The organism is Acidovorax sp. GW821-FHT09B03 (assembly GCF_059418305.1).
The window spans coordinates 76,071-101,561 of the sequence record NZ_JBWKPP010000004.1; the positions used below are offsets into that span (position 1 = coordinate 76,071).

The 25,491-nt window shown below is 68.9% G+C and carries 25 protein-coding genes; 19 read left to right on the top strand and 6 right to left on the bottom strand.

From position 1 onward, the window contains the following. Window positions 1–272: 272 nt before the first annotated feature. The 8 genes from AC07PA_RS09450 (at window position 273) to AC07PA_RS09485 (ending at window position 11,794) form a co-directional block, all read left to right on the top strand. Window positions 273–1,100, top strand: coding sequence for a proteasome-type protease (locus tag AC07PA_RS09450; RefSeq protein ID WP_494604847.1), 828 nt, complete (start codon window positions 273–275; stop codon window positions 1,098–1,100). A gap of 69 nt (window positions 1,101–1,169) precedes the next feature. Continuing rightward, window positions 1,170–1,988 carry an alpha/beta fold hydrolase gene (locus AC07PA_RS09455; RefSeq protein WP_494604849.1) on the top strand — a complete coding sequence of 273 codons (819 nt, stop codon included), beginning with the start codon at window positions 1,170–1,172 and terminating at the stop codon, window positions 1,986–1,988. A 241-nt stretch (window positions 1,989–2,229) separates the two neighbouring features. Then, a complete protein-coding gene (locus AC07PA_RS09460; protein WP_494604851.1) occupies window positions 2,230–3,051 on the top strand; it encodes a carotenoid biosynthesis protein in 822 nt (273 codons plus the stop codon). After that, window positions 3,051–4,544: an oxygenase MpaB family protein gene (locus tag AC07PA_RS09465; RefSeq protein ID WP_494604853.1), complete on the top strand. Its 1,494-nt coding sequence runs from the start codon at window positions 3,051–3,053 to the stop codon at window positions 4,542–4,544. The genes AC07PA_RS09460 and AC07PA_RS09465 overlap by 1 nt, the downstream gene beginning before the upstream one ends. 91 nt (window positions 4,545–4,635) lie before the next feature. Beyond that, window positions 4,636–6,372, top strand: a complete 1,737-nt coding sequence (locus AC07PA_RS09470) for a diguanylate cyclase domain-containing protein (RefSeq protein ID WP_494605259.1) — start codon at window positions 4,636–4,638, stop codon at window positions 6,370–6,372. Between the two features lie 246 nt (window positions 6,373–6,618). Further along, window positions 6,619–8,382: a diguanylate cyclase domain-containing protein gene (locus AC07PA_RS09475; RefSeq protein ID WP_494604855.1), complete on the top strand. Its 1,764-nt coding sequence runs from the start codon at window positions 6,619–6,621 to the stop codon at window positions 8,380–8,382. 5 nt (window positions 8,383–8,387) lie between these two features. After that, window positions 8,388–10,187 (top strand): diguanylate cyclase domain-containing protein, encoded by a 1,800-nt coding sequence (locus AC07PA_RS09480; protein ID WP_494604857.1) that lies wholly within the window; start codon window positions 8,388–8,390, stop codon window positions 10,185–10,187. 101 nt (window positions 10,188–10,288) lie between these two features. Continuing rightward, window positions 10,289–11,794: an FAD-binding oxidoreductase gene (locus AC07PA_RS09485; RefSeq protein ID WP_494604859.1), complete on the top strand. Its 1,506-nt coding sequence runs from the start codon at window positions 10,289–10,291 to the stop codon at window positions 11,792–11,794. 47 nt (window positions 11,795–11,841) lie between these two features. Here the strand turns inward: AC07PA_RS09485 and AC07PA_RS09490 are convergent, their stop codons facing one another. Together AC07PA_RS09490 and AC07PA_RS09495 are read right to left on the bottom strand one after the other, a co-directional pair. Beyond that, window positions 11,842–13,173: a diguanylate cyclase domain-containing protein gene (locus tag AC07PA_RS09490; protein WP_007853638.1), complete on the bottom strand. Its 1,332-nt coding sequence runs from the start codon at window positions 13,171–13,173 to the stop codon at window positions 11,842–11,844. 126 nt (window positions 13,174–13,299) lie between these two features. Continuing rightward, complete coding sequence (locus tag AC07PA_RS09495; RefSeq protein ID WP_494604862.1) at window positions 13,300–14,124, bottom strand: undecaprenyl-diphosphate phosphatase; 825 nt, start codon at window positions 14,122–14,124, stop codon at window positions 13,300–13,302. A gap of 208 nt (window positions 14,125–14,332) precedes the next feature. Here AC07PA_RS09495 and AC07PA_RS09500 point away from each other — a divergent pair, with 208 nt between their 5' ends. From AC07PA_RS09500 to AC07PA_RS09540, 9 genes are all read left to right on the top strand, one after another. Beyond that, the gene (locus tag AC07PA_RS09500; RefSeq protein WP_145695345.1) at window positions 14,333–14,743 is read left to right on the top strand and encodes a DUF2306 domain-containing protein; all 411 of its coding nucleotides are present in this window, start codon (window positions 14,333–14,335) and stop codon (window positions 14,741–14,743) included. A gap of 55 nt (window positions 14,744–14,798) precedes the next feature. Further along, window positions 14,799–15,374 carry a DUF6622 family protein gene (locus AC07PA_RS09505; protein WP_494604864.1) on the top strand — a complete coding sequence of 192 codons (576 nt, stop codon included), beginning with the start codon at window positions 14,799–14,801 and terminating at the stop codon, window positions 15,372–15,374. Window positions 15,375–15,591: 217 nt separating this feature from the next. Further along, window positions 15,592–15,795: a 2TM domain-containing protein gene (locus tag AC07PA_RS09510; protein WP_494655371.1), complete on the top strand. Its 204-nt coding sequence runs from the start codon at window positions 15,592–15,594 to the stop codon at window positions 15,793–15,795. A gap of 24 nt (window positions 15,796–15,819) precedes the next feature. Next, the gene (locus tag AC07PA_RS09515) at window positions 15,820–16,884 is read left to right on the top strand and encodes an alpha/beta hydrolase family protein (RefSeq protein ID WP_007853611.1); all 1,065 of its coding nucleotides are present in this window, start codon (window positions 15,820–15,822) and stop codon (window positions 16,882–16,884) included. A 27-nt stretch (window positions 16,885–16,911) separates the two neighbouring features. Then, on the top strand, window positions 16,912–17,067 hold the full coding sequence (locus tag AC07PA_RS09520) for a hypothetical protein (RefSeq protein WP_007853609.1): 156 nt from the start codon (window positions 16,912–16,914) through the stop codon (window positions 17,065–17,067). Between the two features lie 13 nt (window positions 17,068–17,080). Beyond that, a complete protein-coding gene (locus AC07PA_RS09525) occupies window positions 17,081–17,383 on the top strand; it encodes a 2TM domain-containing protein (protein ID WP_494604867.1) in 303 nt (100 codons plus the stop codon). A gap of 21 nt (window positions 17,384–17,404) precedes the next feature. Then, on the top strand, window positions 17,405–18,469 hold the full coding sequence (locus tag AC07PA_RS09530) for a sensor histidine kinase (protein ID WP_494604869.1): 1,065 nt from the start codon (window positions 17,405–17,407) through the stop codon (window positions 18,467–18,469). Beyond that, window positions 18,466–19,296 carry a LytR/AlgR family response regulator transcription factor gene (locus AC07PA_RS09535; protein ID WP_494604871.1) on the top strand — a complete coding sequence of 277 codons (831 nt, stop codon included), beginning with the start codon at window positions 18,466–18,468 and terminating at the stop codon, window positions 19,294–19,296. The genes AC07PA_RS09530 and AC07PA_RS09535 overlap by 4 nt, the downstream gene beginning before the upstream one ends. A 116-nt stretch (window positions 19,297–19,412) precedes the next feature. After that, entirely contained in the window at window positions 19,413–20,669 is a 1,257-nt protein-coding gene (locus AC07PA_RS09540; RefSeq protein WP_494604873.1) for a putative Na+/H+ antiporter, read from the top strand. On the opposite strand, the gene AC07PA_RS09545 is transcribed toward AC07PA_RS09540, so the two are convergent. After that, window positions 20,670–21,281, bottom strand: a complete 612-nt coding sequence (locus AC07PA_RS09545) for a glutathione S-transferase family protein (RefSeq protein ID WP_494604875.1) — start codon at window positions 21,279–21,281, stop codon at window positions 20,670–20,672. A gap of 124 nt (window positions 21,282–21,405) precedes the next feature. Between AC07PA_RS09545 and AC07PA_RS09550 the strand changes: the two genes are divergently transcribed. Then, window positions 21,406–22,386: a helix-turn-helix transcriptional regulator gene (locus tag AC07PA_RS09550; RefSeq protein ID WP_494604877.1), complete on the top strand. Its 981-nt coding sequence runs from the start codon at window positions 21,406–21,408 to the stop codon at window positions 22,384–22,386. Then, window positions 22,383–23,042: an SMI1/KNR4 family protein gene (locus tag AC07PA_RS09555; RefSeq protein ID WP_494604879.1), complete on the top strand. Its 660-nt coding sequence runs from the start codon at window positions 22,383–22,385 to the stop codon at window positions 23,040–23,042. The genes AC07PA_RS09550 and AC07PA_RS09555 overlap by 4 nt, the downstream gene beginning before the upstream one ends. 4 nt (window positions 23,043–23,046) lie before the next feature. Here AC07PA_RS09555 and AC07PA_RS09560 read toward each other — a convergent pair whose 3' ends face one another. The 3 genes from AC07PA_RS09560 to AC07PA_RS09570 are packed head-to-tail and all read right to left on the bottom strand — an operon-like array spanning window position 23,047 to window position 25,478. Further along, a complete protein-coding gene (locus AC07PA_RS09560) occupies window positions 23,047–23,610 on the bottom strand; it encodes a TIGR00725 family protein (RefSeq protein ID WP_494604881.1) in 564 nt (187 codons plus the stop codon). Then, complete coding sequence (locus AC07PA_RS09565) at window positions 23,570–24,382, bottom strand: ABC transporter permease (protein WP_494604883.1); 813 nt, start codon at window positions 24,380–24,382, stop codon at window positions 23,570–23,572. Before AC07PA_RS09565 ends, AC07PA_RS09560 begins: the two co-directional genes overlap by 41 nt. A gap of 13 nt (window positions 24,383–24,395) precedes the next feature. Then, window positions 24,396–25,478: an extracellular solute-binding protein gene (locus tag AC07PA_RS09570; RefSeq protein WP_494604885.1), complete on the bottom strand. Its 1,083-nt coding sequence runs from the start codon at window positions 25,476–25,478 to the stop codon at window positions 24,396–24,398. Window positions 25,479–25,491: the final 13 nt, after the last annotated feature.

A 25,491-nucleotide genomic window follows, 5' to 3' on the forward strand; every position in this document is an offset into this window, starting at 1 on the left:
TCAGGTGTGATTTGTGAATGATAGTAAGGAACGGCCCGCCAGGCCTTGTCGGAAAACACGCCGTGGCGGTGTCGGATATGGCCCCCTGGAACGGGGGCTTGGCCCGCAGAAAAGCCCAGGCCGTACGATTGGCCATAAAATCAGACTTTTCTGCGGCACTTGCTGGCACGTTTGCTATTGTTTTTGAAACACCAGGCTGCGCAGGTCACAGAGTCCTTCGCTGCGTCGAAGGCGCCCCACAATGCTTCCCTTTTTGCCGACCTAAGCTTTCCATGACGTATTGCGTCGCCATCAAACTCAATGCCGGGCTGGTTTTCCTGTCCGATTCCCGCACCAATGCGGGCCTGGACCAGATCAGCTCGTTCCGCAAGATGATGCTGTACGAGAAGGCGGGCGACCGCTTCATGGTGCTGCTGTCCGCCGGCAACCTGTCGATCTCGCAATCGGTGCGCGAGATCCTGCAGACCGAGCAGATCATCGACCGCGACGAGGAAGAGCCGATCACCATCTGGAACGCCAAAAGCATGTTCGATGCCGCGCGCGTGCTGGGTGCCGCCGTGCGCCATGTGCACGAGCGCGATGGCGCGGCGCTCAAGCGCTCGGGCGTGGACTTCAACGTGTCCATGGTCTTCGGCGGCCAGATCAAGGACGAGGGCATGCGCCTGTTCCAGGTGTACTCGGCCGGCAACTTCATCGAGGCCACGTCCGAGACGCCCTACTTCCAGGTCGGCGAGTCCAAGTACGGCAAGCCCGTGCTCGACCGCGTGCTCACCCCCGAGACCCCGCTGGACGAGGCCGCCAAGTGCGCCCTGGTGTCCATGGACAGCACGCTCAAGTCCAACCTCTCGGTGGGCCTGCCGCTGGACCTGGTGGTCTATGAGGTGGACCGCTTCGCCACCGACAAGATCATCTGCATCGACGAGCACAACCCCTACTTCCGCATGCTGCACGACAGCTGGGGCCAGAAGCTGCGCCAGGTGTTCGACAGCATCGAAGATCCCGCCTGGGGCGGCGGCGACACGACCGTGCCCATCATGGTCAACCCGTCGCGCAGCAAGCCGCTCAAGAAGATCACCAACCACCTGGACAAACTCATCTGAGGGTGCACGCAGGCGGCCGGGCGCTGATCGCCCGGCGCACCCGCGCGCGCCCCGGACTTCCCGCCATCCATGCTCCCGATCGTCTTCTCGCACGCCAACAGTTTCCCTGCGGGCACCTACCGCCTTCTCTTCAAGCTCCTGCGGCAACGCGGCTTCGACATCAGCGCAGTGGAGCGCTTCGGGCATGAACCCCAGTACCCGGTGTCCAACAACTGGCCGCTCCTGGTGCAGCACCTGGCCGACTTTGCCGGTGCGCAGGTGCAGCGCCTGGGGGAGCCGGTGTTCCTGGTCGGGCACTCGCTGGGCGGTTTCCTGAGCGTGATGGCGGCGGCGCGCCACCCGCACCTGGTGCGCGGCGTGCTGCTCATCGACTCGCCGCTGATCGGCGGCTGGCGCGCCAATGCCCTGGACGTCGCCAAGCGCACCCAGGTCGTGGGCTCCATCTCGCCCGGCAAGGTCAGCCGGCAGCGGCGCTTTTCCTGGGCCAGCAACGAGGAAGCCCTGGAGCACTTTCGCCGCAAGAAGGCGTTTGCGCGCTGGCACCCCGAAGTGTTGCAGGATTACATCACCCATGGCCTGGCCGACCAGGACGGCAAGCGCGTGCTGGGCTTCGACCGTGCGGTGGAGACCGCCATCTACAACACCCTGCCCCACAACCTGGGCCGCCTGCTCGCCAGGCACCCGCTGCAGTGCCCCGCGGCCTTCATCGGCGGGCGCGACTCCGAAGAAATGAAGCAGGTGGGCATGGCCATGACGCTGCGCATCACCGAAGGGCGCACCATGATGCTCGACGGCAGCCACCTGTTTCCCATGGAGCAGCCCCAGGCCACGGCCGCCGCCATCGAGGCCTCGCTGCTGAACCTGGCCGCCGTGGCGGGGCGCGGCTAACCCGCTGCACCGGCCTCCTGCAGCGGGGGCCCGGCTTTTTTGCACATGGAGCGCCCCCTGAATGGGCGGGCCTCTAATCATTCCTGTCTATTCACGGGTCCGCGCAATTGGCACCACAATGCGTGAACCGATAAATAGAGGGGGAAAAGCGCGCTGTTGGCGGATTCTCAGGTCAAAAAAGCGGGGGATGTGTCGCAACAATCCCCTACACTGGGGTTTTGTAACAGCGTGTACATGATTCATGCCTGCTTCCAATTTGCTGACCGTCCGCCTGCCGGTGCTGATCTTCGGGCTGGTATCCGCCGGACTGATCTACACCTCCATCGGCCCCGGTAAAGCCGTCACCCTGGCCATCGCCATTGCCTCGGTGCTGATGTTCGCCGCCACCTGGGCCAGTGCCACGCGGCTCCTCGGGGCGTCCGCCGCGCTGCGCTTCCTGGCGATTTCTGTCTCCCTTGGCTGGTTCGCCGAGCAGATGGGCAGCACCCACGGCTGGTTCTTCGGCAGCTACACCTATACCGAGGTGCTGGGCCTGCGCTTCGTCGGCGTGCCCGTGGTCATCCCGATGATGTGGTTCGCGCTGACCTATGCCGGTTATGTGATCAGCAACCTCATCGTCTGGCAGGCGCCGGTCGATGGCGCGCCCGGGGTGGGCAATGCGGTCTTCCTCTCGTTCCTGGCGGCGATGATCGTCACCGCCTTCGACCTGGGTGCCGACCCCTACCTGGTGTACGTGCTCAAGGCCTGGATCATGACCAAGACCGATGGCGCCTGGTTCGGCGAGACAGTGCAGGGCTTTTTCGGCTGGGTCTTCGTGAGCTTCTGCATCCTGTGCGCCTTCCGCTTTGCCACGCGCAAGATGCCCCTCAAGGCCGGCTCGGTCAACTTCCTGCCGCGCCACGCCACCGTGCCGCTTGGCATCTACAGCGCCGGCATCGTGTTCCAGGTGTTCCTGGGCCATCCGGTGGAAATCAAGTCCATCGCCCCGTTTGCCATGGGCATCCCGCTGCTGTGCGCCCTCGCCGGCCTGCAGCGCTGGCGCAACCAGCTGAAGGCCGTCTGATGAGCAAGAACCCCACGCCGGCCATTTCCGATGCGGCCCTGGCCTCCATGCAGCAGCATGCCGATCCGCTGGCCGACAAAACCATCGACGCCATCCTGGGCCCCTGGCCAGCACAGCTGCCCCCGCCCACTGCGCCGCAGTGGGCGCACATCAAGACCGTCAACCACCTGTTCGGCGACTGGACCACCAACGCCAGCATCGACGGCTGGAAGGCCACGGGCGACGGCGTGACCAAGGAGATGGCCGATGCGCTGCAGGACTACCTGGCCCAGGGCCAGGTACTGCCCGAATGGGCCGACGCGCGCAAGATCGAGCGCGCCGAGAAGATCTTCTTCGACCATGGCGCACTCTCGTGCATCCTGCTGTTCTGCGCCAGCCTGCCCGAGTGCTATGTGATCCCCGACCTGTCGAGCGTGCTGCACACCGCGGGCCAGCTCGAGCAGCACACCGAGTACCGCATCCGCTCCACGGCGGCCATGATCTTCCCGGTGATGATGCACGGCGGGCTGACCCGCCCGGACGGTGCCGGTGTGGCACAGATCCTCAAGGTGCGCCTGATCCACGCCACCATCCGCAACCTGATCCTGCGCGGCACGCCCGAATCGGCCGTGAAGGACCTGCTGGCGCAGCCGAACATCGTCGGCGCGGGCAAGCTGGGCGGGCTGCCGGGCCTGCCGCCCCAGCCCAGCATGTACCAGGCGCTGTTCGCACGCGGCTGGGACCTGGCCGACGACGGCCTGCCTTGCAACCAGGAAGAGCTGGCCTACACGCTGCTCACCTTCGGTTATGTGTTCCTGCGCAGCATGCGCCGCCTGGGCATCGGCCTGCCGGCGCATGACGAGGAGGCCTACCTGCACGCCTGGAATGTGGTCGGCCACATCCTGGGCATTGAGCGCGGGCTGATGGTCGAGACCATGGACGAGGGCAAGGAACTGATGGCCCGCATGCAGGCCCGTGGCCGCGCCGAGCCGGTGAGCCCCGACCCGCGGCCCGGCCTGGGGCAGGCACTCATGGCCACCATGGCCAACTCCATCCCCTGGAACATCGCCAAGCCCTTTCCGCAGCTGATGACGCGCTTCCTGTGCGGCAAGGCCACGGCGGGCGACCTGGGCCTGACCCAGCCCGTGCCCTGGTCCTCGGCCCTGCTGTTCTGGGGCGTGCTGCTGGTGGCCCGGGTCGTCGACTGGGTGCTGCGCCTGCTGCTGCCGCGCTTTTCCATCGTGCGCACGCTCACGCGCATCCTGGGCTACCACTTCATGAGCCGCGTGCTGATGAGCCAGACCCGGCCGCTGCAGCTGCCCAGCGAGCTGCTCAACCAGGTGGACGGGGTGGTGCACAACTGGAGCGACGACCCCCATGTACCGAAGTGGATCAACCGCATCGAGGACCGCCTGACCACGCACGGCACCTGGAGCCTGAAGCTGGCCGCCAGCGCCCGCCCGGCGGCCGCCGCCGCCCCCCAGCCTGCTGCCACGGCGCAGGAGACGGCGTAGCCCCATGGCCCGCCACCCCATCGCCTCCCGCCGCCCACCGGCAGGACACGCAGGCCCGCCGCCTGCGTGGCGCGGCGCATGGCGGTGGTGGATGGCCTGGCTGGCCCTGGCCCTGCTCTGGCCGGCGCTGGCCGCAGCGGCAGCCCCGGCCGTGCAGCCGCTGGTGCTGGACGAAAAACAACCTTCGGTGAACGCCTGGCCCCATGTGCGCGTGCTGCCCGACGCCAGCCGGCACCTCACGGTACAGCACATGCTGGCGCGCCTGCCCGAATTCACCAGTCCTACCGGGGCGGAAGGCACCCTGGGCGTGCGCCAGGATGCGGTATGGCTGCGCGTGCCGCTGTCGGTGGCCCAGGCGCCGGCCCATCCCTGGATCCTGAGCATCGACTACCCCGTGCTCAACGAGGTGGACGTCTACCTCGCCTCGGACGGCGCGGTGGTCCAGCAGGCCCTGATGGGCAATCTGCGCCCCTTCTCCGACCGGCCGCTGCGCGGGCGCACGCCGTCGATGATGCTGAACCTGCAGCCCGGCCAGCAGTACGAGCTGCTGGTGCGCGTGCGCACCGGGGGCGCGATGATCGTGCCGCTGGTGGTCAGCAAGGCCCCGGTGCTGCTGCCGCTGGCATTGCGCGAGCAGATGCTGCAAGGCCTGCTGGCCGGCCTGGCCCTGTGCCTGGTGGTCTACAGCCTGACCCAGTGGGCCAGCCAGCGCGAAAAGCTGTTCCTTTTCTATGCCCTGCTGGTGGTCGGCAGCGCAGGCTTTTCGATCCAGTTCTTCGGCATCGGCAGCCAGTTCCTATGGAGCAACAACCACTGGATGGAGGTCCACGCCGCCAGCGCCGCCGGGCTGCTGGCCCTGGGGGCTTCGTTCCTGTTCATGGGCTATGCGCTCGCGGGAGACAATCCGCGCAGCCGCTTCCTGGCCATCATGCGCGGCGGAGCCATGTTGTGCGGCCTGGTGGGCCTGGCCTTCCTCACCGACCTGATCGACACCCGGCAGGCCACGGCCTTCCTGAGCATCTTCGGCCCGCTGCCTTCGCTCCTGAGCCTGCCGCTGGCCTTGAAGCGGGTGCGCCAGGGCGACACCGTGAGCACCACGCTGCTGGCCGCCTGGATCGCCTACTTCGTCGCGGCCGCCGTGATGGTGGGCCTGGTGCAGGGCTGGACCCCGCTGTCGTTCTGGACCCTGCACTCCTTCCAGATCGGCGCCACGGTGGACATGCTGCTTTTCCTGCGCGTGCTGGCCCTGCGCACCGATGCGCTGCGCACCGCCACCGACGATGCGCTGCGCGAACGCGACGCCATGCGGGCCCTGGCCTATACCGATGCGCTCACGGGGTTGCCCAACCGGCGCGGCCTGCAGCTGGCGCTGAACTCGGCCATCTCGCTGTGCGCGCCCAACCGCCTGGTGGCGGTGTACCTGCTGGACCTCGACGGCTTCAAGCCCATCAACGACCTGCATGGCCACGACGTGGGCGACGACCTGCTGGTGGCCGTGAGCCACCGGCTGCAGGACCATGTGCGTCGCAAGACCGATGTGGTGGCGCGCCTCGGGGGCGACGAATTCATCATCATGGCCGCCGACCTGGTCCGTGCCGAGCAGGCCGAGGATCTGGGCAACGCGCTGCTGCACGCGTTCCGGGAGCCGTTCGTGATGAGCCACCTGCAGATGCATGTGGGCCTGACCATCGGCTATGCCCTGGCTCCCATCGATGCCGCCGAGCCCCGCGAACTGATCCGCCTGGCCGACGCCGCCATGTACCAGGGCAAGCAACGCGGCAAGCATTGCCTGATCCGCAACGATGCCAACATGGCACTGCCGGCCTGATCTCCATGCGCCTGACGAGCCCCGCCCCCCTGGTTGGCACGCTGTGTGCCCGGGGATCCCGTTCCAGAGGCATACTGGTCAGCCCAAGCCACCCAGGCCTGCAGTCACCGACCTTGCGCTCAGCCCCCTGACCACCATGTCCAGCGCCCTGCTCCTTCGCATTGCCGATGCCTGGCACCGGCTGCCAGCGCCACCCCGATGGCGCACGACAGGCCCTGGGCGGCTGGCCAGCCCTTTGGACACCCGATGAGCGTGCTGCACGGGTTCATGCGTTCGATGGCGGCCATCGCGGTGCTGTGCCTGCTCATGCTCCAGGGGCTGCCGGCGCGTGCCGCCACGCCGCTGGTGCTCAGCCCCGACGCCCAGAGCCTGGACGCCTGGAGCGTGGCCACCCTGCAGGCCGATGCCTCGCGCGAACTCACGGCCAGCGACATGCTGGGCAGACTCGACCGCTTCGAGGAGCCGCCCCGCCGCGGCGGCTCGATCGGAGCGCACAAGGAGGCCATCTGGCTGCGCATTCCGCTGGCCGTGCCCGAGGCCCCCACGAACCAGTGGATCGTCAACCTCGACTACGGCGCCCTGCAGGAGGTCGACATCTACCTGACCAGCCAGGGCCAGGTGCTGCAGCAGGCGCTGCTGGGCTACCTGCGCGCGCCCGGCAAGGCCGCGGGCGCCAGCCGGACGCCGGGCCTGGCCCTGAACCTGCAGGCCGGGCAGGCGTACGAGGTGCTGATCCGTGTGCGCACGCCGGGGCCGATGATCCTGCCGATCACGGTCAGCGAAGCCCCCTACCGCCTGAAGATGGCCCTGCGCGAGCAGATGCTGCAGGGCCTGCTCAACGGCCTGGCCTTCTGGCTGCTGTTGTACAGCCTGCTCCAGTGGGTGGGCCAGCGCGACCGCCTGTTCGCCTGCTATGCGCTGGTGGTGCTGGGCAGTGCCGGCTTTTCCCTGCAGTTCTTCGGTATCGGCGTGCAGTTCCTCTGGCCGGGCAGTGTGTGGATGGAATTGCACGGGGCCATCATCTTCGGCCTGGTGGCGCTGGCAGGTTCCTTCCTCTTTCTCCGGCACGCCATGGCGGGCGACGCCCCGCACGGCCGCTATGCCCGCACCATGCAGGGCGGCGCCGCACTCACGGCCCTGGTATGCCTGGCCTTCGCCTTCGACCTGCTGAGCGTCAAGGCAGCCACCCTCTTCATGAGCCTGTTCGGCATGGCGCCGAGCCTGCTGAGCCTGCCCGCCGCGCTGCGCCAGGCGCGCCGGGGAGACCCCATCGGTGCCACGCTGCTGGTGGCATGGACCGTCTACGGCGCCGCCGCCCTCATGATGGCCGCCCTGGTCCAGGGCTGGGTGCCGGTGAATTTCTGGACTCTGCATGCCTTCCAGCTCGGTGCCACCGTGGACATGCTGCTCTTCCTGCGCGTGCTGGGGCTGCGCTCGGAGGCCTTGCGCCGCGCCACGCTCGATGCCCTGCGCGAGCGCGATGCCATGCGCTCGCTGGCCCACACCGACCCGCTCACGGGCCTGCCCAACCGCCGCGGCATGCAGATCGCGCTGAACTCGGCACTCCAGCAGTGCGCGCCCGAGCGCATGGTGGCGGTGTTCCTGCTGGACCTGGACGGCTTCAAGCCCGTCAACGACACGCACGGCCACGACGTGGGCGATGAGCTGCTGGTGGCGGTGGGGCAGCGCCTGTCGGCCAACGTGCGGCGCCAGACCGACCTGGTGGCCCGCCCGGGCGGTGACGAATTCATCATCCTGGCTCCCCAGCTGACGCGGCCCGAGCAGGCCCGGGAGATCGGTGAAGGCCTGCTGCATGCGTTCAGCGAGCCGTTCACGCTGCGCAACCTGCGCCTGCACGTGGGCCTGACCATCGGCTACGTGCTGGCCCCCTTCGACGGCAAGGATGTGCGCGAGCTCATCGGCAAGGCCGACGCCGCGATGTACAAGGGCAAGCAGACCGGCAAGCACTGCCTGCTGCGTGGCGATGGTGCCGTTGCCCTCGCCTCCTGACGACCATGCGAGCCCTGTTGCACCACCCCCACGCCCACCCGCTGCCCGCACTGCGCAGCTGGTGGAGGGCCGCGGCATGCCTGGTGCTGCTGCTGGGCCTGCTGGCCGGCGCAGGCAAGGCCCATTCGGCGCAGCCCCTGGTGCTGCACGACAGCGCCGCGTCGATCGAGGTATGGCCGGCGGTGCGCATGCTCTCCGATCCCACGCTCAAGCTCGGCCTGGAGGAGGTGCAGGCCCGTGCCGGTGACTTCGTGCCCCCGCCCTCCCGGGGCGCCACGCTGGGCGTGCGCTCGGACGCCATCTGGCTGCGCGCGCCGCTGGCGGTGCACCTGACCTCCGACGGCCGCTGGACGCTGGACATCAACCACCCCGACCTGAACCGGGTCGACGTCTACGTTCTCAGCGCGGGCCATGTGACCAGGCACGTCGTGCTGGGCAGCCTGCAGCCGTACTCGGAGCGGCCGCTGCAAAGCCGCTCGCATGCCGTGGCGCTCGAATTGCTGCCAGGCCAGGCCTACGAACTGCTGATGCGCGTGGAAACCCGGGCGGCCATGATCCTGCCCATCACGCTCAACAAGTCGTCGGCCATGCTTGCCACCGCGGTGGACGAGCAGATGCTGCAGGGCGTGCTCACCGGCCTGGCGCTGTGCCTTTTGATCTACAGCCTGGCCCAGTGGACCAGCCTGCGCGAGCCGCTGTTCATCTTCTACGCGCTGCTGATCACGGGCAGCCTGATGTTTTCGCTGCACCTGTTCGGCATTGGCCGGCAGTACCTGTGGAGCAACAGCCTGTGGTTCACCGAGCATGCGGCGGGCCTCTCGGCGCTGCTGGCCACCTGCGGGTCCTTCCTGTTCATCAGCCAGGCCCTGGCGGGGGACCAGCCCAAGAGCCGCTTCCTGCGCGCCATGCGCTGCGGCGCCGCGCTGTGCGTGGTGCTGGGCATCGCCTACAGCCTGGATGTGCTGAGCACCCGCGCCATTGCCGCCATCGTGAGCATCCTGGGCCTGGTGCCCGCGCTCATGGGCATCCCGGGCGCGGTGCGCAAGGCCCTCGCAGGCGACGGCGTGGGCACCAGCCTGCTGGCGGCCTGGCTGATCTACTTCGTGACCACGGCGGTGATGATCGGCGTCATCAACGGCTGGGTACCGGTCAACTTCTGGACGCTGCACTCCTTCCAGTTCGGCGCCACCATCGACATGTTGCTGTTCATGCGCGTGCTGGGCCTGCGCACGCACGCCCTGCAGCTGGAAGCGCTGCATGCCAACCGCGAGCGCGACGCCATGCATTCGCTGGCCCACACCGACCCGCTCACCGGCCTGCCCAACCGCCGCGGCCTGAACATGGCCCTCGCAGCCGCCCTGCCCCGCAGCAGCAAGGGCGACCTGCTGGCCGTCTACATGATGGATCTCGATGGCTTCAAGCCCGTGAACGACCAGCACGGCCACGATGTCGGCGACGAACTGCTGGTGGCCGTGACGCGCCGCCTGCAGGGCCACGTGCGGCAAAGCGACGTGGTCGCGCGCCTGGGCGGCGACGAGTTCGTGGTGATGGCCGGGCACCTGGGCAGCGCCCAGCAGGCGCAGGAGCTGGGGCTCAAGCTGCTCGAGGCCTTCCGCCTGCCGTTCTCGCTGGGGAGCATCCAGGTCCATGTGGGCCTGACCGTGGGCTACGCCATCGCACCCGACGACAGCAGCGATGCCGCCGGCCTGCTCAAGCTCGCCGATGCCGCCATGTACAGCGGCAAGCAGAGCGGCAAGTTCTGCCTGCGCCGCAATACCGGGGACCTGGCACTGTCATCGGCATAGGGTCGGCAGGGCCTGCGGGCACTTGGGGAATCCATTGCTGGTCAAACGCTGGGCGTTCCGGTACACAGGAGACCTCGCAACCTCTGTACGGATCCTGAGCCATGGCCCATCGCAAAAGTCCCGCCCGCATTGCCAAAGCCGCGCGCGTCGCGCAATTCCATGCCCTGGCCGCCTCGGCAGCCGATGCGGCGGGAGACGCCGGCGAGACCTCCGACACCGCCATCGCGCTGGAATCGCTGGCCCATCTGGAGCACATGCTGGTGGGCCGGGTGGTGCTGCCATCGAGCCCCGACTACAACACGGCACGCCAGGAATCGAACCCCGCCTTCCAGTCGTTCCCCAAGATCATCGTCTACTGCGCGGTCGAGAACGACGTGATCGAGTGCCTGGCCGTGGCGCGCAAGTACAAGGTGCCCGTGGCCGTGCGCTGCGGCGGCCACAGCACGGCCGGCTACTCGGTCAACAACGGCATGGTGATCGACCTGAGCGACATCCAGGGCGTGGTGCTGGACCCGCAGAACCAGCGCGTGTACGTGCGGCCGGGCACCGACTTCGACCACTTCAACGGCGCCATGAACCACACCGGCTGGCATGTGCCCACAGGCGCCTGCGGCAGCGTCTGCGTGGGCGGCTTCGTGCAGGGCGGGGGCTACGGCTACACCTCGCGGCGCTACGGCATCCAGAGCGACCTGGTGGAGTCGCTGCGCGTGGCACTGGCCGACGGCAGCATCGTGAACGCCAGCGAGAGCGAGAACCCCCTGTTGTACTGGTCGATGCGCGGGGGCACGGGCGGCAACTTCGGCGTGCTGCTGCAGGTCACCTACAGCATGGTGCCGCTGGACACCGTGTGGGCCTGGTCCATCGGCTGGGACATGTCCCAGGCCGCCAACGTTCTGACCATGATGCAGCAGCGCTACATGCAAAGCGGTGCGCCCGACGCGCTCGGCTACATGATGAACCTGGGCTACTACGGCGGCAAGCCGGTGGCCATGGTGCAGGGCATGTTCTGCGGTACGCGCGAGGCCGGCCTGCAGGCGATCGCCCCGCTCCTGGACATCCCCAGCGCCCAGCTGCTGGTGGACCAGACCGGCACCTACCCGGACATGAACATCTGGCTCGAAGACCACCCCTATTCGTTGCCCGACAACCTGCCCGATGGCATTGCCGAGAGCAAGGCCTCGGGCTACATCAGCCGCCCGCTCACCACGGCGGACTGGCAGTCCATCATCGACTACTTCCTGACCTCACCCAACCAGTGGTCGCTGGCCTACCTGGAGCCCTATGGCGGGGCCATCAACCGCTACCCCATCGAAGCCAGCGCCTTCATCCACCGCCGCGTGGATGCCGATCTGGTGGCGGACGTGTTCTGGCGCAACCCGGCCGAACGCGCGCAGACCGAGACCTGGCTGGCCGGTTTCATGAAGCTCGTGCAACCCTTCATGAACGGGCACGTGTACCAGAACTACCCCGACGCCAGCCTGCAGGATTTCGAAGAGGCCTACTGGGGCCCCGCCTACCTGACCCTGCAGCAGGCCAAGCAGGAGTACGACCCGACCAATTTCTTCAAATTCCAGCAGAGCATTCGCCTGCCCAGGAAAGAGTCGTAGCCCAGCCACACCCCGGGGTTCCCGCAGGGCGGGCCCAGGGGCCTGGGTCAGGTCTGCTGCAGCTCGCGCTGCGCGTAGTGCAGCCGGCCCTTGCCCGCGCGCTTGGCGGCGTACATGGCCTGGTCGGCGCGGTTCATGAGGGCGTCGGTCTCCCCCTCGAGCGGGGGGTGCACCGCCACGCCGATGCTGGCACCGATGCGCAGCTCGCGGCCCTCCACCCACATGGGCTCCTGCAGCGCGTCGATGATGCGCTGGCCGATGCCATCGGTCACGTCGCGCGTGACCTCGCGGTCCAGCATGACCAGGAACTCGTCGCCCCCGAGCCGTGCCATGGTGTCCTCGCCGCGCACCGTGGCCGCCAGCCGCCGGGCCACGATGCGCAGCACCTCGTCACCCGCACGGTGGCCTTCCGTGTCGTTCACGCGCTTGAAGCCATCGAGGTCGATGAACAGCAGCGCCACCGAGCCGGCAGCGTGGTGGCGCACCCGGGCCAGCGATTGCTCGAGGCGGCTGTGGAAGGCCGCGCGGTTGTACAGGCCCGTCAGTGAATCGTGGTTGGCCAGGTACTGCTGCTGGCGCGCGATCTGTATCTTGGCCGAGACATCCTGCACCAGGGCCATGATGGACGTCACCCGCCCTTCGGCGTCGGTCAGCGCGGAGTTGAACCACTCGCAGTGCACCTCGGAGCCATCCTGGCGCGTGAAGGAGGTCTCGGCCCGGTTCTGCGCCTCCTGGCCCTCCTGCAGGCGCTGCAGCGCCTCGTGCAGGCCTTCGTCCGAGGTGTGGCCCAGCAGCTGCGTGAGCGATCGCCCCTCCAGGTGCGCCACGGGGAGCCAGCCCATCAGTTGCACCGCCCGCTGCGAGCAGTGCAGCAGGCGCAGGTCCTGGTCCATCTCCAGCACCGCCAGGGGGCTGTTTTCCATGTGTGACGACAGCCGCTGGTTGGCGGCACGCAGGGCGTTCATGGTCACCTGCAGTTCATGCACATCGAGCGCGGTGGTGATGAAACCGTCGATGACGCCATTGCGTGCGGGCCAGGGCGTCAGGCAGATCGTGCGCCACTCGTCAAAGCCGTACGGGGTGCGCAGCAGCCGCTGGTATTGGACGCGCTCGCCGCTGAGCACGCGCTCGACGAAGGGCATGAAGCGGGCACAGTCGTGCTCGCCATACAGGTCGACCAGGGTCTTGCCCACGAGCAGCTCGGGCGTACTGCCGAACCAGCGCGCGTACTCCTCGTTCACATAGACCATCTGCAGGCCCCGGTCCACCGCGGCCAGGGTGGCGCCCGCACTCTTGGTGATCAGTTCGAGCAACTCGTCCTTGGACCAGTCGGAATGCCTGGCACGGCGGAGCAATCTTTCTGGCTCATCTGGCGTCATGTGGCGAAAGTCCCGGGGCAAGGATCATCTATTGGCCAAGCGAAAGCAGGGTGGGCGCTGCAGGACAACGCAACCACACGTTACAGCTTATCACCTTCGCAGCCCCCCATGGCTGGGGCGTTCCCGCTATTCGGCCCAGCGCACCCACCCGCCCCAGGCCGTGATCAGCACCACCATGCCGAACACGATGCGGTAGTAGGCAAACGGCACGAAGCTGTGGCTGCTGATGTAGCGCAGCAGCCAGCGCACGCACAGCCAGGCACTGAAGAACGAGAACACCAGCCCGGTGGCGAACATCGGGATGTCGGCCACCGACAGCAGGGCGCGCTCCTTGTACAGGCTGTACACCCCGGCACCGATCAAGGTGGGCATGGCCAGAAAGAACGAGAAATCCGTGGCCGCCTTGCGCGACAGCCCGAGCAGCATGCCGCCGATGATGGTGGCGCCGCTGCGGCTGGTGCCCGGCACCATGGCCAGGCACTGCACCAGGCCGACCTTGAGCGCGTCGAGCGGGCTCATGTCGTCTACCTCATGGATACGGGTGGCGCCCGGCGGGCGCTTTTCGGCCCACAGGATCACGAAGCCGCCCAGGATGAAGGTGCTGGCCACCACCACCGGTATGAACAGGTGCGCCTTGATGGCCTTGCCCAGCAGCAGGCCCAGCACCACCGCCGGCAAAAAGCCGATGAGCACGTTGAGCACCAGGCGCTGCGCGCTGCGCTCGCGCGGCAGGGCCACCAGGGTGGCGCGGATCTTCTGCCAGTAGACCAGGATGACGGCGAAGATGGCGCCGGTCTGGATGGCGATGTCGAACACCTTGGCCTTGGCATCGTCGAAGCCGAGCAGGGAGCCCGCCAGGATCAGGTGGCCGGTGGATGAGATGGGGAGAAATTCGGTCAGGCCTTCGACCACGCCCATGAGGGCAGCCTTGGCCAGCAAAACGAGGTCCACGCGCGTCCTTTGGCCCTGGAGGGCCTGCAAAAAAGTGCCGATTATCCCTGCCCGCCCGCCCCCGGCGACCGCCGGAACACCTGCATTCCGCTCCGGTCCGCTGCATTTCGCTCCATTGCGCCTGCATTTCATCGCAGGCCGGTGGCAGGTCCGGGAGGCGATCGGCACAGTACGCCCATCGCTGAAACCTGCCTCCAGGAGCCCCACCATGCAGATCACCCCCGTCATCGCCATCCACATGGCCGCCGCGCTGGCTGCCGTCGCCATCGGACCGCTGGCCCTGTGGGCCCGCAGGAGCCGCGACCAGCGCCCGCGCCTGCACCGCGCCGCCGGGTATGCCTGGGTCACGCTGATGCTGATGGTCGCCGTATCGGCCGTGTTCATCAGCGGCGACAAGGGTCCGCGCCTGGCGGGCTTTGGCGTGATCCACCTGCTGGTTCCCGTCACCCTGGGCCTGATCGCCCTGTCGTTCTACTTCCTGGTGCGCGGCAACGTGACGGCGCACCGCCGGATCATGCAGGGCACCTACGTCGGCTCGTGCCTCGTGGCCGGCGCCTTCACCCTGCTGCCCAACCGCCTGCTCGGCCAGTGGCTCTGGAGCCAGCTGGGCATCGCCTGACCACCCACCTACCCACCCACCGCCCATTTTTCGTCCCCCTCACCGGAGCAACGCCATGATCATTGACCTTCTCATCCACCACCCCGAAGCCCTTGGCACCGTCCTGCAGAAGACCCCCACCTGGGTCTGGGGCCTGCTCGCCGCACTTGTCGCCCTGGGCGCGAGCCAGCTGGTGGCCCGCACCGCCAGCCTGACCCGCGTCGCCGTGATGCCCGTGGCCATGACCCTGTTCTCGGCCTATGGACTGGTGTCGGCCTTCGGCAGCTCGGGCCAGGTGCTGGGCACCCTGGCCGCCTGGCTGGCCGCGGCCGCCGCCGTGGCCACCATCGCCCTGGCGCTGATGCCCGCCACGCCGGCCGGCACGCAGTACCAGGCCGCCTCGCGCAGCTTCCAGCTGCCCGGCAGCCCCCTGCCCCTGCTGCTGATCCTGGGCATCTTTTTGACCAAGTACCTGGTCGGCATCGAGATGGCCATGCAGCCTGCCCTGGCGCACGACGCCACCTTCGACCTGCAGATCGCCGCGCTCTACGGCGTGTTCAACGGTCTGTTCATCGCCCGCTCGGCCCGCCTGTGGCGCATGGCCCTGGCGCCCCAGGCCGCGACCGCCACATCCGCTCCCGCCACCGCCTGATCCGCAGTACTTGCCCAGCCACCCTTCATTCCAAGGAGATCCACCATGTCCCGCCGCTACCCCCTGTCGAGCGATCCCATCGAAAACCTGGCCCGGGGGGGGGGGGGGGGAGAGAGGGGGGGGGGGGGTCCCCCCCCCCCCCCCCCCCCCCCCCCCCCCCCCCCCCCCCCCCCCCCCCCCCCCCCCCGCCAAGCTGGGCTGGTTCATCCACGCCACCGTGTATGTGCTGGTCAACCTGCTGCTGGTATCGCTGTCGCTGTCCAGCGGCCGGCACTGGGCGGTGTTCCCCGCCGCGGGCTGGGGCATCGGCCTGCTGGTGCACGGCATGGTGGTGTTTTTCCTGGCCGGTGGCTCGAACTGGCACGAACGCATGGTCCAGTCCGAGCGCGAGCGCATCGCCCACAACAACAACCGCCCCTGAACGCGGGCGCAGGAGACGACAACCATGCACCAATCCATCCACTTGGCATGGGCGGGCCTGCTCGCCCTGACCGCCAGCCTGGCCCAGGCAGGGGTCGGCCTCAAGGAGATCGCCGGACTGCAGGGCGATGGCCCGGTCACCGTGTACTACCCCAGCAGTGCCGCCGACCAGTCCCTGCAACGCGGCCCGTTCAAGCTGCAGCTCGCCTGGCAGGGCGCACCGGTGGCGGGCAACGGCAGGCTGGTCGTGGTCTCGCACGGCTCGGGGGGCAACCCCTGGGTGCACTCCGATCTTGCGCGCACCCTGGTGGGCGCCGGCTTCGTGGTGGCCATGCCAGAGCATGCGAGCGACAACGCAAAGGATCCCTCCACCCCCGGTCCCGAGAGCTGGAAGAAGCGGCCTGCCGAGGTCTCGCGCGCCATCGATGCCGTGGCGGCCGATGCCGCGCTGGCGCCGCTGCTCTCGCTCGACCGGGTCGGCATGTACGGCATGTCCGCCGGTGGCCACACGGCGCTGAGCCTGGCCGGCGGGCGCTGGTCCCCGACGCTGTTCAAGCAGCACTGTGAGGCCCACATCGCCGACGACTTCGCCACCTGCGTAGGTCTGTTCACCGAGCTCAAGGGAAATTTCCTCGACGGCGTGAAGAAAAGCGTGGCCCTGGGCGTGATCCGCCAGCGCTTTGACGATGCCACCTGGCAGGCGCACGAGGAGCCCCGCATCGCGGCCGTGGTGTCGGGCGTGCCGGCCGCGGCAGACTTCGACATGGAGTCGCTGGCCAAACCGCGCGTCCCGCTGGCGCTGATCACTGCCGGCAAGGATCTGTGGCTGGTGCCGCGCTTTCACAGCGACCGGGTGATCAAGGCCTGCGCCGAGCGCTGCACGGTGCTGGCCGCCCTGCCCGACGCCGGCCACGGCGCGCTGCTTTCGCCCCCGCCCCCGCCAGATCGCCTGCCGGCCCTGGCCGTGCGCCTGCTGGGCGACCCGCCCGGTTTCGACCGCGGCCAGATGCGCGCGGTGGACACGAAGATCGTGCGCTACTTTGAACAGCAGCTGCTGGTGCCTGCGCCCGTGCAGGCCAAGGCACCGTAAGCGCGCCGCCCGGTCCGGAACAGGCCCATGCTGTCGGTCATCACCCTGCTCGCCCTGCTTGGCGCATTGCCGCAGGGCCACCCGCTGCGCAGGATGGCGTGCCGCAGGGCATCGGCCCTGCTGCTGGCATGCACCCTGCGGCTGCCCGGCGCGGCATGGCGCCGCCGCCACGCTGCGGCCTAGAATCACCCCATCCATGACCGCACCCCTGACCCCCGAAGCCATCGAGCAGCTCGCCCGCAAACGCGCCGGCGCCAAGCTCGGCTGGTACATGCATGCCGTCCTCTACGTGGTGGTCAACCTGATCGTGTTCTCCATGTCGCGCTACGGCTTCGGCAACCGCCCCTGGTCGGTGTACCCGCTGCTGGGCTGGGGGTTGGGGCTGGCCTTGCATGGTGTCTCGGTGTTCATCCTGGGCACCGGTAGCGGGCTGCGCGAGCGCATGGTGCAAAAAGAGCGCGAGCGCCTGCTGCGCCAGCGCGACGGCACTGGCCGCTGACTCCACAGACCGCGGCACGCCATGAAGATCGACTGGCTCGACAAGCTGCAGCGCCTGCTGCAGACCCTGGCCTTCTGCCTGGCGATCTCGGCCATCCAATACGCCTTCCAGCCCGAGAAGTCCTATGACATCCCGGCACGCTACTCGCTTTCCATTGGAACTTTGAGCTGGGCCCTGATCGATTTCGGGCGCCACCTGTTTCCGTCCAGCAAGGAATTCGGCTGGCCCCAGGGCGTATCGGCCATAGCGCTGCCCGTGGTGGCCATCGTGCTGGGCTACCTGGGCGGCACACTGGTAGGAGACTGGTGGTGTGGCCAGTCGTCGTGGGAAAGCGGAGGGCGCGCGCAGTTGCGCATCTCCATCGGCATCACCGTGATGGCCGGCACCGTTATCAGCTACTACTTCTACGTCAGCGGCAAGAGCGCCTGGCTGCAGGCGCGCATGACCGAGGTGCACAGCCAGGCCACCGAGGCCCAACTCAAGCTGCTGGAAACGCAGCTCGAACCCCACATGCTGTTCAACACCCTGGCCAACCTGCGCATGCTGATCGGCACCGACCCGGTGCGCGCGCAGGACATGCTGGACCGCATGATCGCCTACCTGCGCGCCACGCTCAGCGCATCGCGCAGCACCCAGCACCCGCTGGCCGATGAATTCCAGCGCCTGACCGACTACCTGGAGCTCATGGCCGTGCGCATGGGCCCGCGCCTGGCCTACACGCTGGAACTGCCCGAGGCCCTGCGCGAGGTGCCCGTGCCCCCGCTGCTGCTGCAGCCGCTGGTGGAAAACGCCATCCGCCACGGGCTGGAGCCCCAGGTGGAAGGCGGCCACATCACCGTGCAGGCGCGCACGCAGGCCGGCCCTGCGGGCAGGACACTGCTGGTGCTGGAGGTGCGCGACACCGGCGCGGGGTTGGGCACCCTCCCACCCGCCGCCGCCACGGCACCGGGCACCAGCTTCGGCCTGACCCAGGTGCGCGAGCGCCTGGCCACGCTGCATGGCGCGGCCGGCCACTTCGTGCTGGCGGCGAACACGCCCAAGGGCACGTGTGCCACCATCACCTACCCCCTGAGCACCCCCGCATGAACACCACCGCAGCGCCGCGCGCCCTGATCGCCGAAGACGAACCCCTGCTGGCGGCAGCGCTGCAGCAGGAGCTGGCCCGCGCCTGGCCGGAACTGCAGGTCGCCGCCACCGTGGGCGACGGCCTCTCGGCCGTGCGCCAGGCGCTGGCGCTACAGCCCGAGGTGCTGTTCTTCGACATCCGCATGCCGGGCCAGAGCGGTCTCGACGCCGCCGTGGAGCTGGCCGACGCCTGGCCCGGGGACAAACCTTTCCCGGCCCTGGTGTTCGTGACGGCCTACGACCAGTACGCCGTGCAGGCCTTCGAGGCGCAGGCCGTGGACTACCTGCTCAAGCCCGTGCAGGCGGCGCGGCTGCAGAAAACCGTGCAGAAGCTGCAGCAGGCCCTGGCCGCCCAGGCCCCCACGGCCAATGCCCTCGAAGCCACCATGGCCCAGTTGCGCCACCTGCTGGCGGCGCCCGGCGTCGCGGCCGCAGCACCGGCCAGCGGCCCTGCGGCCGCCGGGCCGCTCACGCTGATCCAGGCCAGCAGCGGCAGCCAGATCCACATGGTGCCGGTGGCCGAGGTGCTGTACTTCGAGGCCGCCGACAAGTACGTGCGCGTGCTCACGGCCGCGCGCGAGTTCCTGATCCGCACGCCGCTCAAGGAGCTCACCGAGCAGCTCGATACCAGCGTGTTCTGGCAGATCCACCGCAGCACCCTGGTGCGCGCCAGCGCCATCACCACCGTGACGCGCGACGAGGCCGGCAAGCTGCACCTGGCCCTCTCGGGCCGCCCCGAGAAGCTGGCCGTGAGCCGCTTGTACGCGCACCTGTTCAAGGCGATGTGAGCCCGGGCGCGCCCGTCTGGTAAAATCAAGGCCGGGTGTACGCGCCACAGGGGTGCGGCAGGTTCAGCGTCGGTCGGGCCGCCACGCGGCCTTGTTGCGACTGGAACCTTTTCGCCATGCATTCCCACGCCATCCAATGGACAGCGGCCACCATCTTCGGCCTGGCCCTGCTCCATACCTTTGCCGCCCCACTGTTCGAGCGGCTGTCCCACCACCACCCGCGCCATGCCGGCCTGTTCCACCTGTTGGGCGAGGTCGAAGTCGTCTTCGGCTTCTGGGCCATCGTGCTGGTGCTGGCCATGGCCGCCGTCTCGGGCGGCGGCGAAGCGCTGCGCTACGCCGAATCGCGCAACTACACCGAGCCCTTGTTCGTCTTCGTGGTGATGGTCATCGCCGCTTCCAGCCCGGTGCTGCGCACCGTCGCCGCCGTGGTGGATGCCACGGCCCGGCGCATGCCCCTGCCCACGCCGCTGGCCAGCGCCTGGCTGGGGCTGGCCGCCGTGCCGCTGCTCGGTTCGCTGGTCACCGAGCCGGCGGCCATGACCATTGCCGCGCTGATGCTGGCGCCGCAGATCTTCCACCCGGCGGTGCCCGAGCGCGTGAAGTACTTCGCATTGGGAACGCTGTTCGTCAACGTGTCCATCGGCGGCACGCTCACCTCGTATGCCGCACCACCGGTGCTGATGGTGGCCGGCACCTGGCAGTGGGACAGCGCCTTCATGTTCGCCACCTTCGGCTGGAAAGCCGCGCTGGCCGTGCTGCTCAACGCCACCGTCTGCGCCGCCGTGCTGCGCCGCCACCTGCTGGCGGACCCACCGGCCACCGCGCGCTCGCTGCCCCCCGTGCCCCTGGCCGTGGTGGCCGTGCACCTGGCGCTGCTGGCGGGCGTGGTGCTGTCGGCCCACCACCCGGTGGTGTTCCTGGCGCTGTTCCTGATGTTCCTGGGTTACACCCAGGCCTACGCGCGGCACCAGAGCCCGCTGATCCTCAAGGAGGCGCTGCTCGTGGGCTTCTTCCTCGCGGGCCTGGTGGTGCTGGGCGGCATGCAGCAGTGGTGGTTGCAGCCCATCGTCTCGGGCCTGCAGCCGCTGGCGCTGTTCGCTGGGGCCCTGGGCCTCACGGCGGTGACCGACAACGCCGCGCTGACCTACCTGGGCTCGCTGATCGAAGGCATCTCGGACCCGGCCAAGTACATGCTGGTCGCAGGCGCGGTGGCCGGCGGCGGGCTCACGGTGATCGCCAACGCACCCAACCCGGCCGGCATCGCCCTCGTCAAGGGCGGTTTTGCCGACGGCACGGTGGGCATGGGCGGATTGCTGCTGGGTGCGCTGCTGCCGACGGCAGTGGCGGCCGCAGCGTTCCTGCTGCTCTAGTCAGTCGGCCTTCAATTGCATGGACGGGCGCGCCTGCACCCGCGCCAGCCACGCCTGCACATGCGGGTGCGAGGCCACAGGCGCACCGATGTAGGCGCTGTAGCCAATGACCGCGCCCACGATCAGGTCCACCAGCGAGTAGTCGGCACCCATCATCCAGGGCTGGGCGGCCAGGCGTGCATCGAGCAGGGCCAGCAACTGGTCCAGGCCACTGCGCGCCGCCTCCGCCCAGACTTCGCTGCGCAGCGCCGCGTCGCCCTGCGTGGACAGTTGCAGGCGCACCAGCACGGCGCCATAGGTCACGTAGGCCCAAGTGGCCCAGGACATGGCCTGCAGGCGTTCGGGCGTGTCCTCCTTGGGCCACAGGCCGCGCTCCACACCGTACTTGCCGGCCAGCCAGAAGTGGATGGCCAAGGTCTCGAACATGGGGTTGCCGTCCACCACCACGGTGGGCACCTTGCCGTTGGGGTTCAGCGCCAGGAACTCGGGGCGGCGCTGGTCGCCGGCCTGCAGGTCCAGCGTGACGCGCTCGTGCGGCAGGCCGAGTTCGACCAGGGCGTTGGCAATGGGGGTGGCGCTGGACATGGGGTGCCAGTAGAGGACGATGGACATGGAAGGCTCCTTGAAGGGGTTCGTTGAGGGGTCGATCCGTTTCGGCATTGCGCCGTGAACGTGGATGCAATGTAGGATGCATTGCGGACAGATTCCGCCCTCGATTCGACGTACATTCATTTCCATGCTGTCCTCGTCCTCCCGCCTCCTGCGCGTGCTCTCGCTGCTGCAGACGCGCAGCCACTGGACCGGCCCCGAGCTGGCTGAGCGCCTGGAAATCCACCCGCGCACCCTGCGCCGCGACATCGACCGCCTGCGCGAGCTGGGCTACCCCATCCACGCCAGCAGCGGTGTGGCCGGCGGCTATGCCTTTCGCGCCGGCCAGGCGCTGCCACCGCTGCTGCTCGACGACGAGGAGGCGCTGGCCGTGGCCATTGCCCTGCGCATGGCCACGGCCGGCACCGTGGGCGGGGTGGAGGAAAGCTCGCTGCGCGCCCTGGTCAAGCTCGAGCAGGTGATGCCCACGCGCCTGCGCAAGCGCATCGACGCACTGCGCTCGGCCATCCTGCCCACCGAGCACATGGGCCCCACGGTGCAGGCCGCGGCGCTCGCCGTGCTGGCCGCGGCATGCCGCGACCAGCTGCGGGTGGCCTTCGCCTACCTGGACGCCAAAGGCCAGGCCAGCCAGCGCACGGTGGAGCCCCAGGGCCTGGTGCACACCGGGCACCGCTGGTACCTGGTGGCCTGGGACCCGGCGCGCAGCGACTGGCGCAGCTTTCGCATCGACCGCATGGCGGGCGATGCCGTGACCGGCGCGCACTTCGCGCCGCGCCCCGGGCCGGACGGGGGCGACCTCCGGGCCTATGTCGCGCGCTCGGTGGCGCTGTCGCAGTTTCCGCAGCAGGCCCGCGTCGTGCTGCACCAGCCCCTGGCCACCATGGCGCGGCGCATTCCGGCCTCGGCCGGCGTACTGCAGGCCCTGGACGCCGAGCGCTGCGTGCTGGCCTGCGGCGCCCATCAGCAGGGCACGCTGGTGTACTGGCTGCTGGCGCTGCAGGTGGAGTTCGAGGTGCTGGAGCCGCCCAGCCTGCGCGCCTATCTGCAGGAAGCCACCGAGCGCGTCGCGCGCAGCCTGGCGCGCGGCTCTGGCACCATGGCGCCATGAGCACCGACGCCCCCCTGCCCCGCCTGCCCTACCCCGACCTGTTCCAGCTGCTGGGCCGCCCGCTCCGGCCCACGGACGCGGTGGACCCGCATGCCATCACCAAGGCCGAGCAGGCCCTGGGCCTCGCCGCACCGCGCGCGCTGCGCGAGTTCTACCTGCTGGCCGGCAACGCGCACGATGTCACCACCGTGTACGACCAGTTCCTGCCGCCGGCCGACTGGAGCGTGCAGGAAGGCAAGCTGGTCTTCGTGGAGGAGAACCAGGACGTGGTGCGCTATGGCGTGGACTGCGGACCTGGCGCGGGAGGCGACCCGCCCGTATGGATCACCACCACCGGCGATGCCACCGAGTGGCACCCGGTGTGCGACAGCTGCTCGGAGTTCATCGCCACCCTGCTGGTCTGGCAGTGCGGCTTTGGCGAGGCCCTGCCGCATGGCGCGTCCGGGCTGGCGGGGCCTGGCACCGAGGCCGCGCTGCATGCCGGCTGGCGCCATGTCGGCACGGTCAACGAGATGCGCGCCTATGTGCAGCCCGGGCGCGTTGCCTGCGTGGTGGAATGGAGCGACGGCCTGCGCGTCTTCGTGGGCGCACTCAGCGACGACGCGCTGTGGGCGCTCGAAGATGCGCTGGACGTGACGCTGGAGTCCGACGACTGAGCCGCTATGCGAGCAGGCAGGCCAGCACCCTGGCCAGCAGATCGTGCACATCGGTGGCCGGCACGGCCCCGGGCAACTGCACGCCGCCGTAGAGTTCGAAGACCGGCTTGCCCCACTTGAGGCCCAGGGCCATCTCGGACAGGGTGCCCAGGTTGCTGCCGATGGCCACCAGGCACACGCCGCTGCGCGCGATGATGGCGTTGCGCATCTCGCCCATGCCGGTGGGCACGGCCACGCTCAGCCACTCGTTGGCGTTGGCGTCGTCGTCCTCGGGCAGGATGCCCACGGCCATGCCGCCGGCCTCGGTGGCACCGCGCGATGCCGCGGCCATGACACCGCCGCGCCCGCCGCAGATGATCACCATGCCGGCGCCCGCCAGCGCATGGGCCACGGCATGGGCGGCGGCGCACTCGGCCTCGCCGGCATCGCCGGGCCCGATCACGGCCACGGGCTGGCGGTGGCGCCCCGGGCCCTGCTGTTTCAGGGCCAGGCGCTGCAGCGCCTGCAGCACCGGCACCGGCCACGCTTCAATGGCCTGCACGGCGTTCGCGCTTTCGCGTAAGGACATCACCCACTCCCATCACCACCACACACACCACCATCAGCACCAGCGACAGGGCCGCTGCCACCGCGAAATCCGAGCCGCCGTCGCTGACCTGCGCCAGCAGCATCAGCGGCAGGATGTTGAGCTGCGTGCCCACCAGCGCCAGCGCGGTGCCATAGGTGCCCATGGCGATCGCGGCCACCATGCAGGCGTTGGACAGCACCGAGGGCGCCACCTCGGGCACCACCGTGTCCCAGAAGGCCCGCGTGCGCGATGCGCCCAGCGTGCGCGCGGCCTGCGCGGGGCGCAGGTCCAGGTTCACGAACACGGGGTACAGCGACAGCGCCACGCGCGGGATCAGGTAGTAGGCATAGGCCACGCCCAGGCCCGAGACGCTGTAGATCCAGCTGCCGATCACCGCCGGGTCGCCGCCCAGGCCCGCCAGCAGCTGCGTGACGAAGCCCGCGCGCCCGAAGGCCAGGATGAAGCCGTAGGCGATCACCAGGCCCGAGAAGGCCAGCGGCAGGCCCAGCAGGGCCATCATCCACTGGCGCCGCGCAGCGGGCTGGCGCGCCAGCTCGATGGCGATACAGGTCCCCACCAGCGCCGACACGGCCCCCGCCGCCAGCCCCAGGGCCAGCGTGTTGCGCAGCGCGCCCAGGAACAGCGGGTTGCCGAACAGCCGCGCGAAGGCGCTGCCCCCGCCGCCAAAGGCCTCGGGCAGCAGCGCCGCCAGGGGCACCGCGAAGAAGAGCGCCATGAAGACCCACGCGGGCCAGGCGCCAAAGCGTCGCATGCGGGCGGCCTGCCTACTTGTTGCCCAGCGCAGCCAGCGCCCAAAGGCGGTCCACCTCGGCCTTGCGCTCGGAGGCCTTGACCACGTCGAGCGGGCGGATCTGCGGCGCGGCCGGCATCTTGGCGGCCACGTCGGCAGACAGCGGCGTGCCCGGCACGGCAGGGCGCACAAAGCCCTGGGCGAAGAGCGACTGGCCCGCCTCGCTCATGATGAAGTTGAGCCAGAGCTTGCCGGCGTTGGGGTTGGGCCCGTTCTTGACCAGGCTGATGGCATACGGCGCGGCCACGCTGGCCTCCTTGGGGATCACCACTTCCACGGCATCGCCCATGCCATCCACATGCTTGGCCTTGAGGCCGTCGTTCTCGTAGCTGATCCACACGGGGATCTCGCCCTTCAAGAACTTGGCATAGGGCGTGGTGCCTTCCACGCGCAGCACGTTGCCGGCGGCATGCAGCCTGCCCAGGTAGTCGGTGCCGGGCTGCACGTTGTCCACACTGCCGCCGTGGGCGTAGGCCGCCGCAAAGGCCAGCACCTGGCCGATGCCGGTGGAGCGCGGGTCCAGGTAGACCACGGTGTTCCTGAACTCGGGTTTGAGCAGATCGGCCCAGCCGGTGGGCACGTTCTTCACCAGCTTCTTGTTGACCAGGAAGGCGATGTTCAGGGTGTGGATGGTGAACCAGCGGCCCTCGGCCTCGCGGAACACGGGCGGCAGCTTGTCGAAGTTGACGGGCTTGAAGGGCGCGACCACGTCCTTCTTGGCAGCATCCACGGCCGATGCCGCGAAGTAGTAGGCCGTGTCGGCCTGTGGGCGGCGCTTGGTCTTTTCGAGCGCGACCACCGTGGCGGCCGAGCCGATGTCGTTGTAGGTCAGCTCAATCTCGGGGTAGCGCTTCTTGAAGTCGCGGAACAGCGACTTCCAGTTGGCCCATTCGGGGCCGGTGTCGAAGGAGACGCACAGGCCCTCCTTCTGCGCCTCTGCGTACAAGGCCTTCTCGCCCGCATAGAGTTCGGGGCCGTCGAAGGCAAAGGCGGTGCGGGCCGCGAGCGTCGCCAATGGCAGTGCGCCGGCGGCCTGGATCAGTTGTCTGCGTTGCATGGTGAAGGCTCCT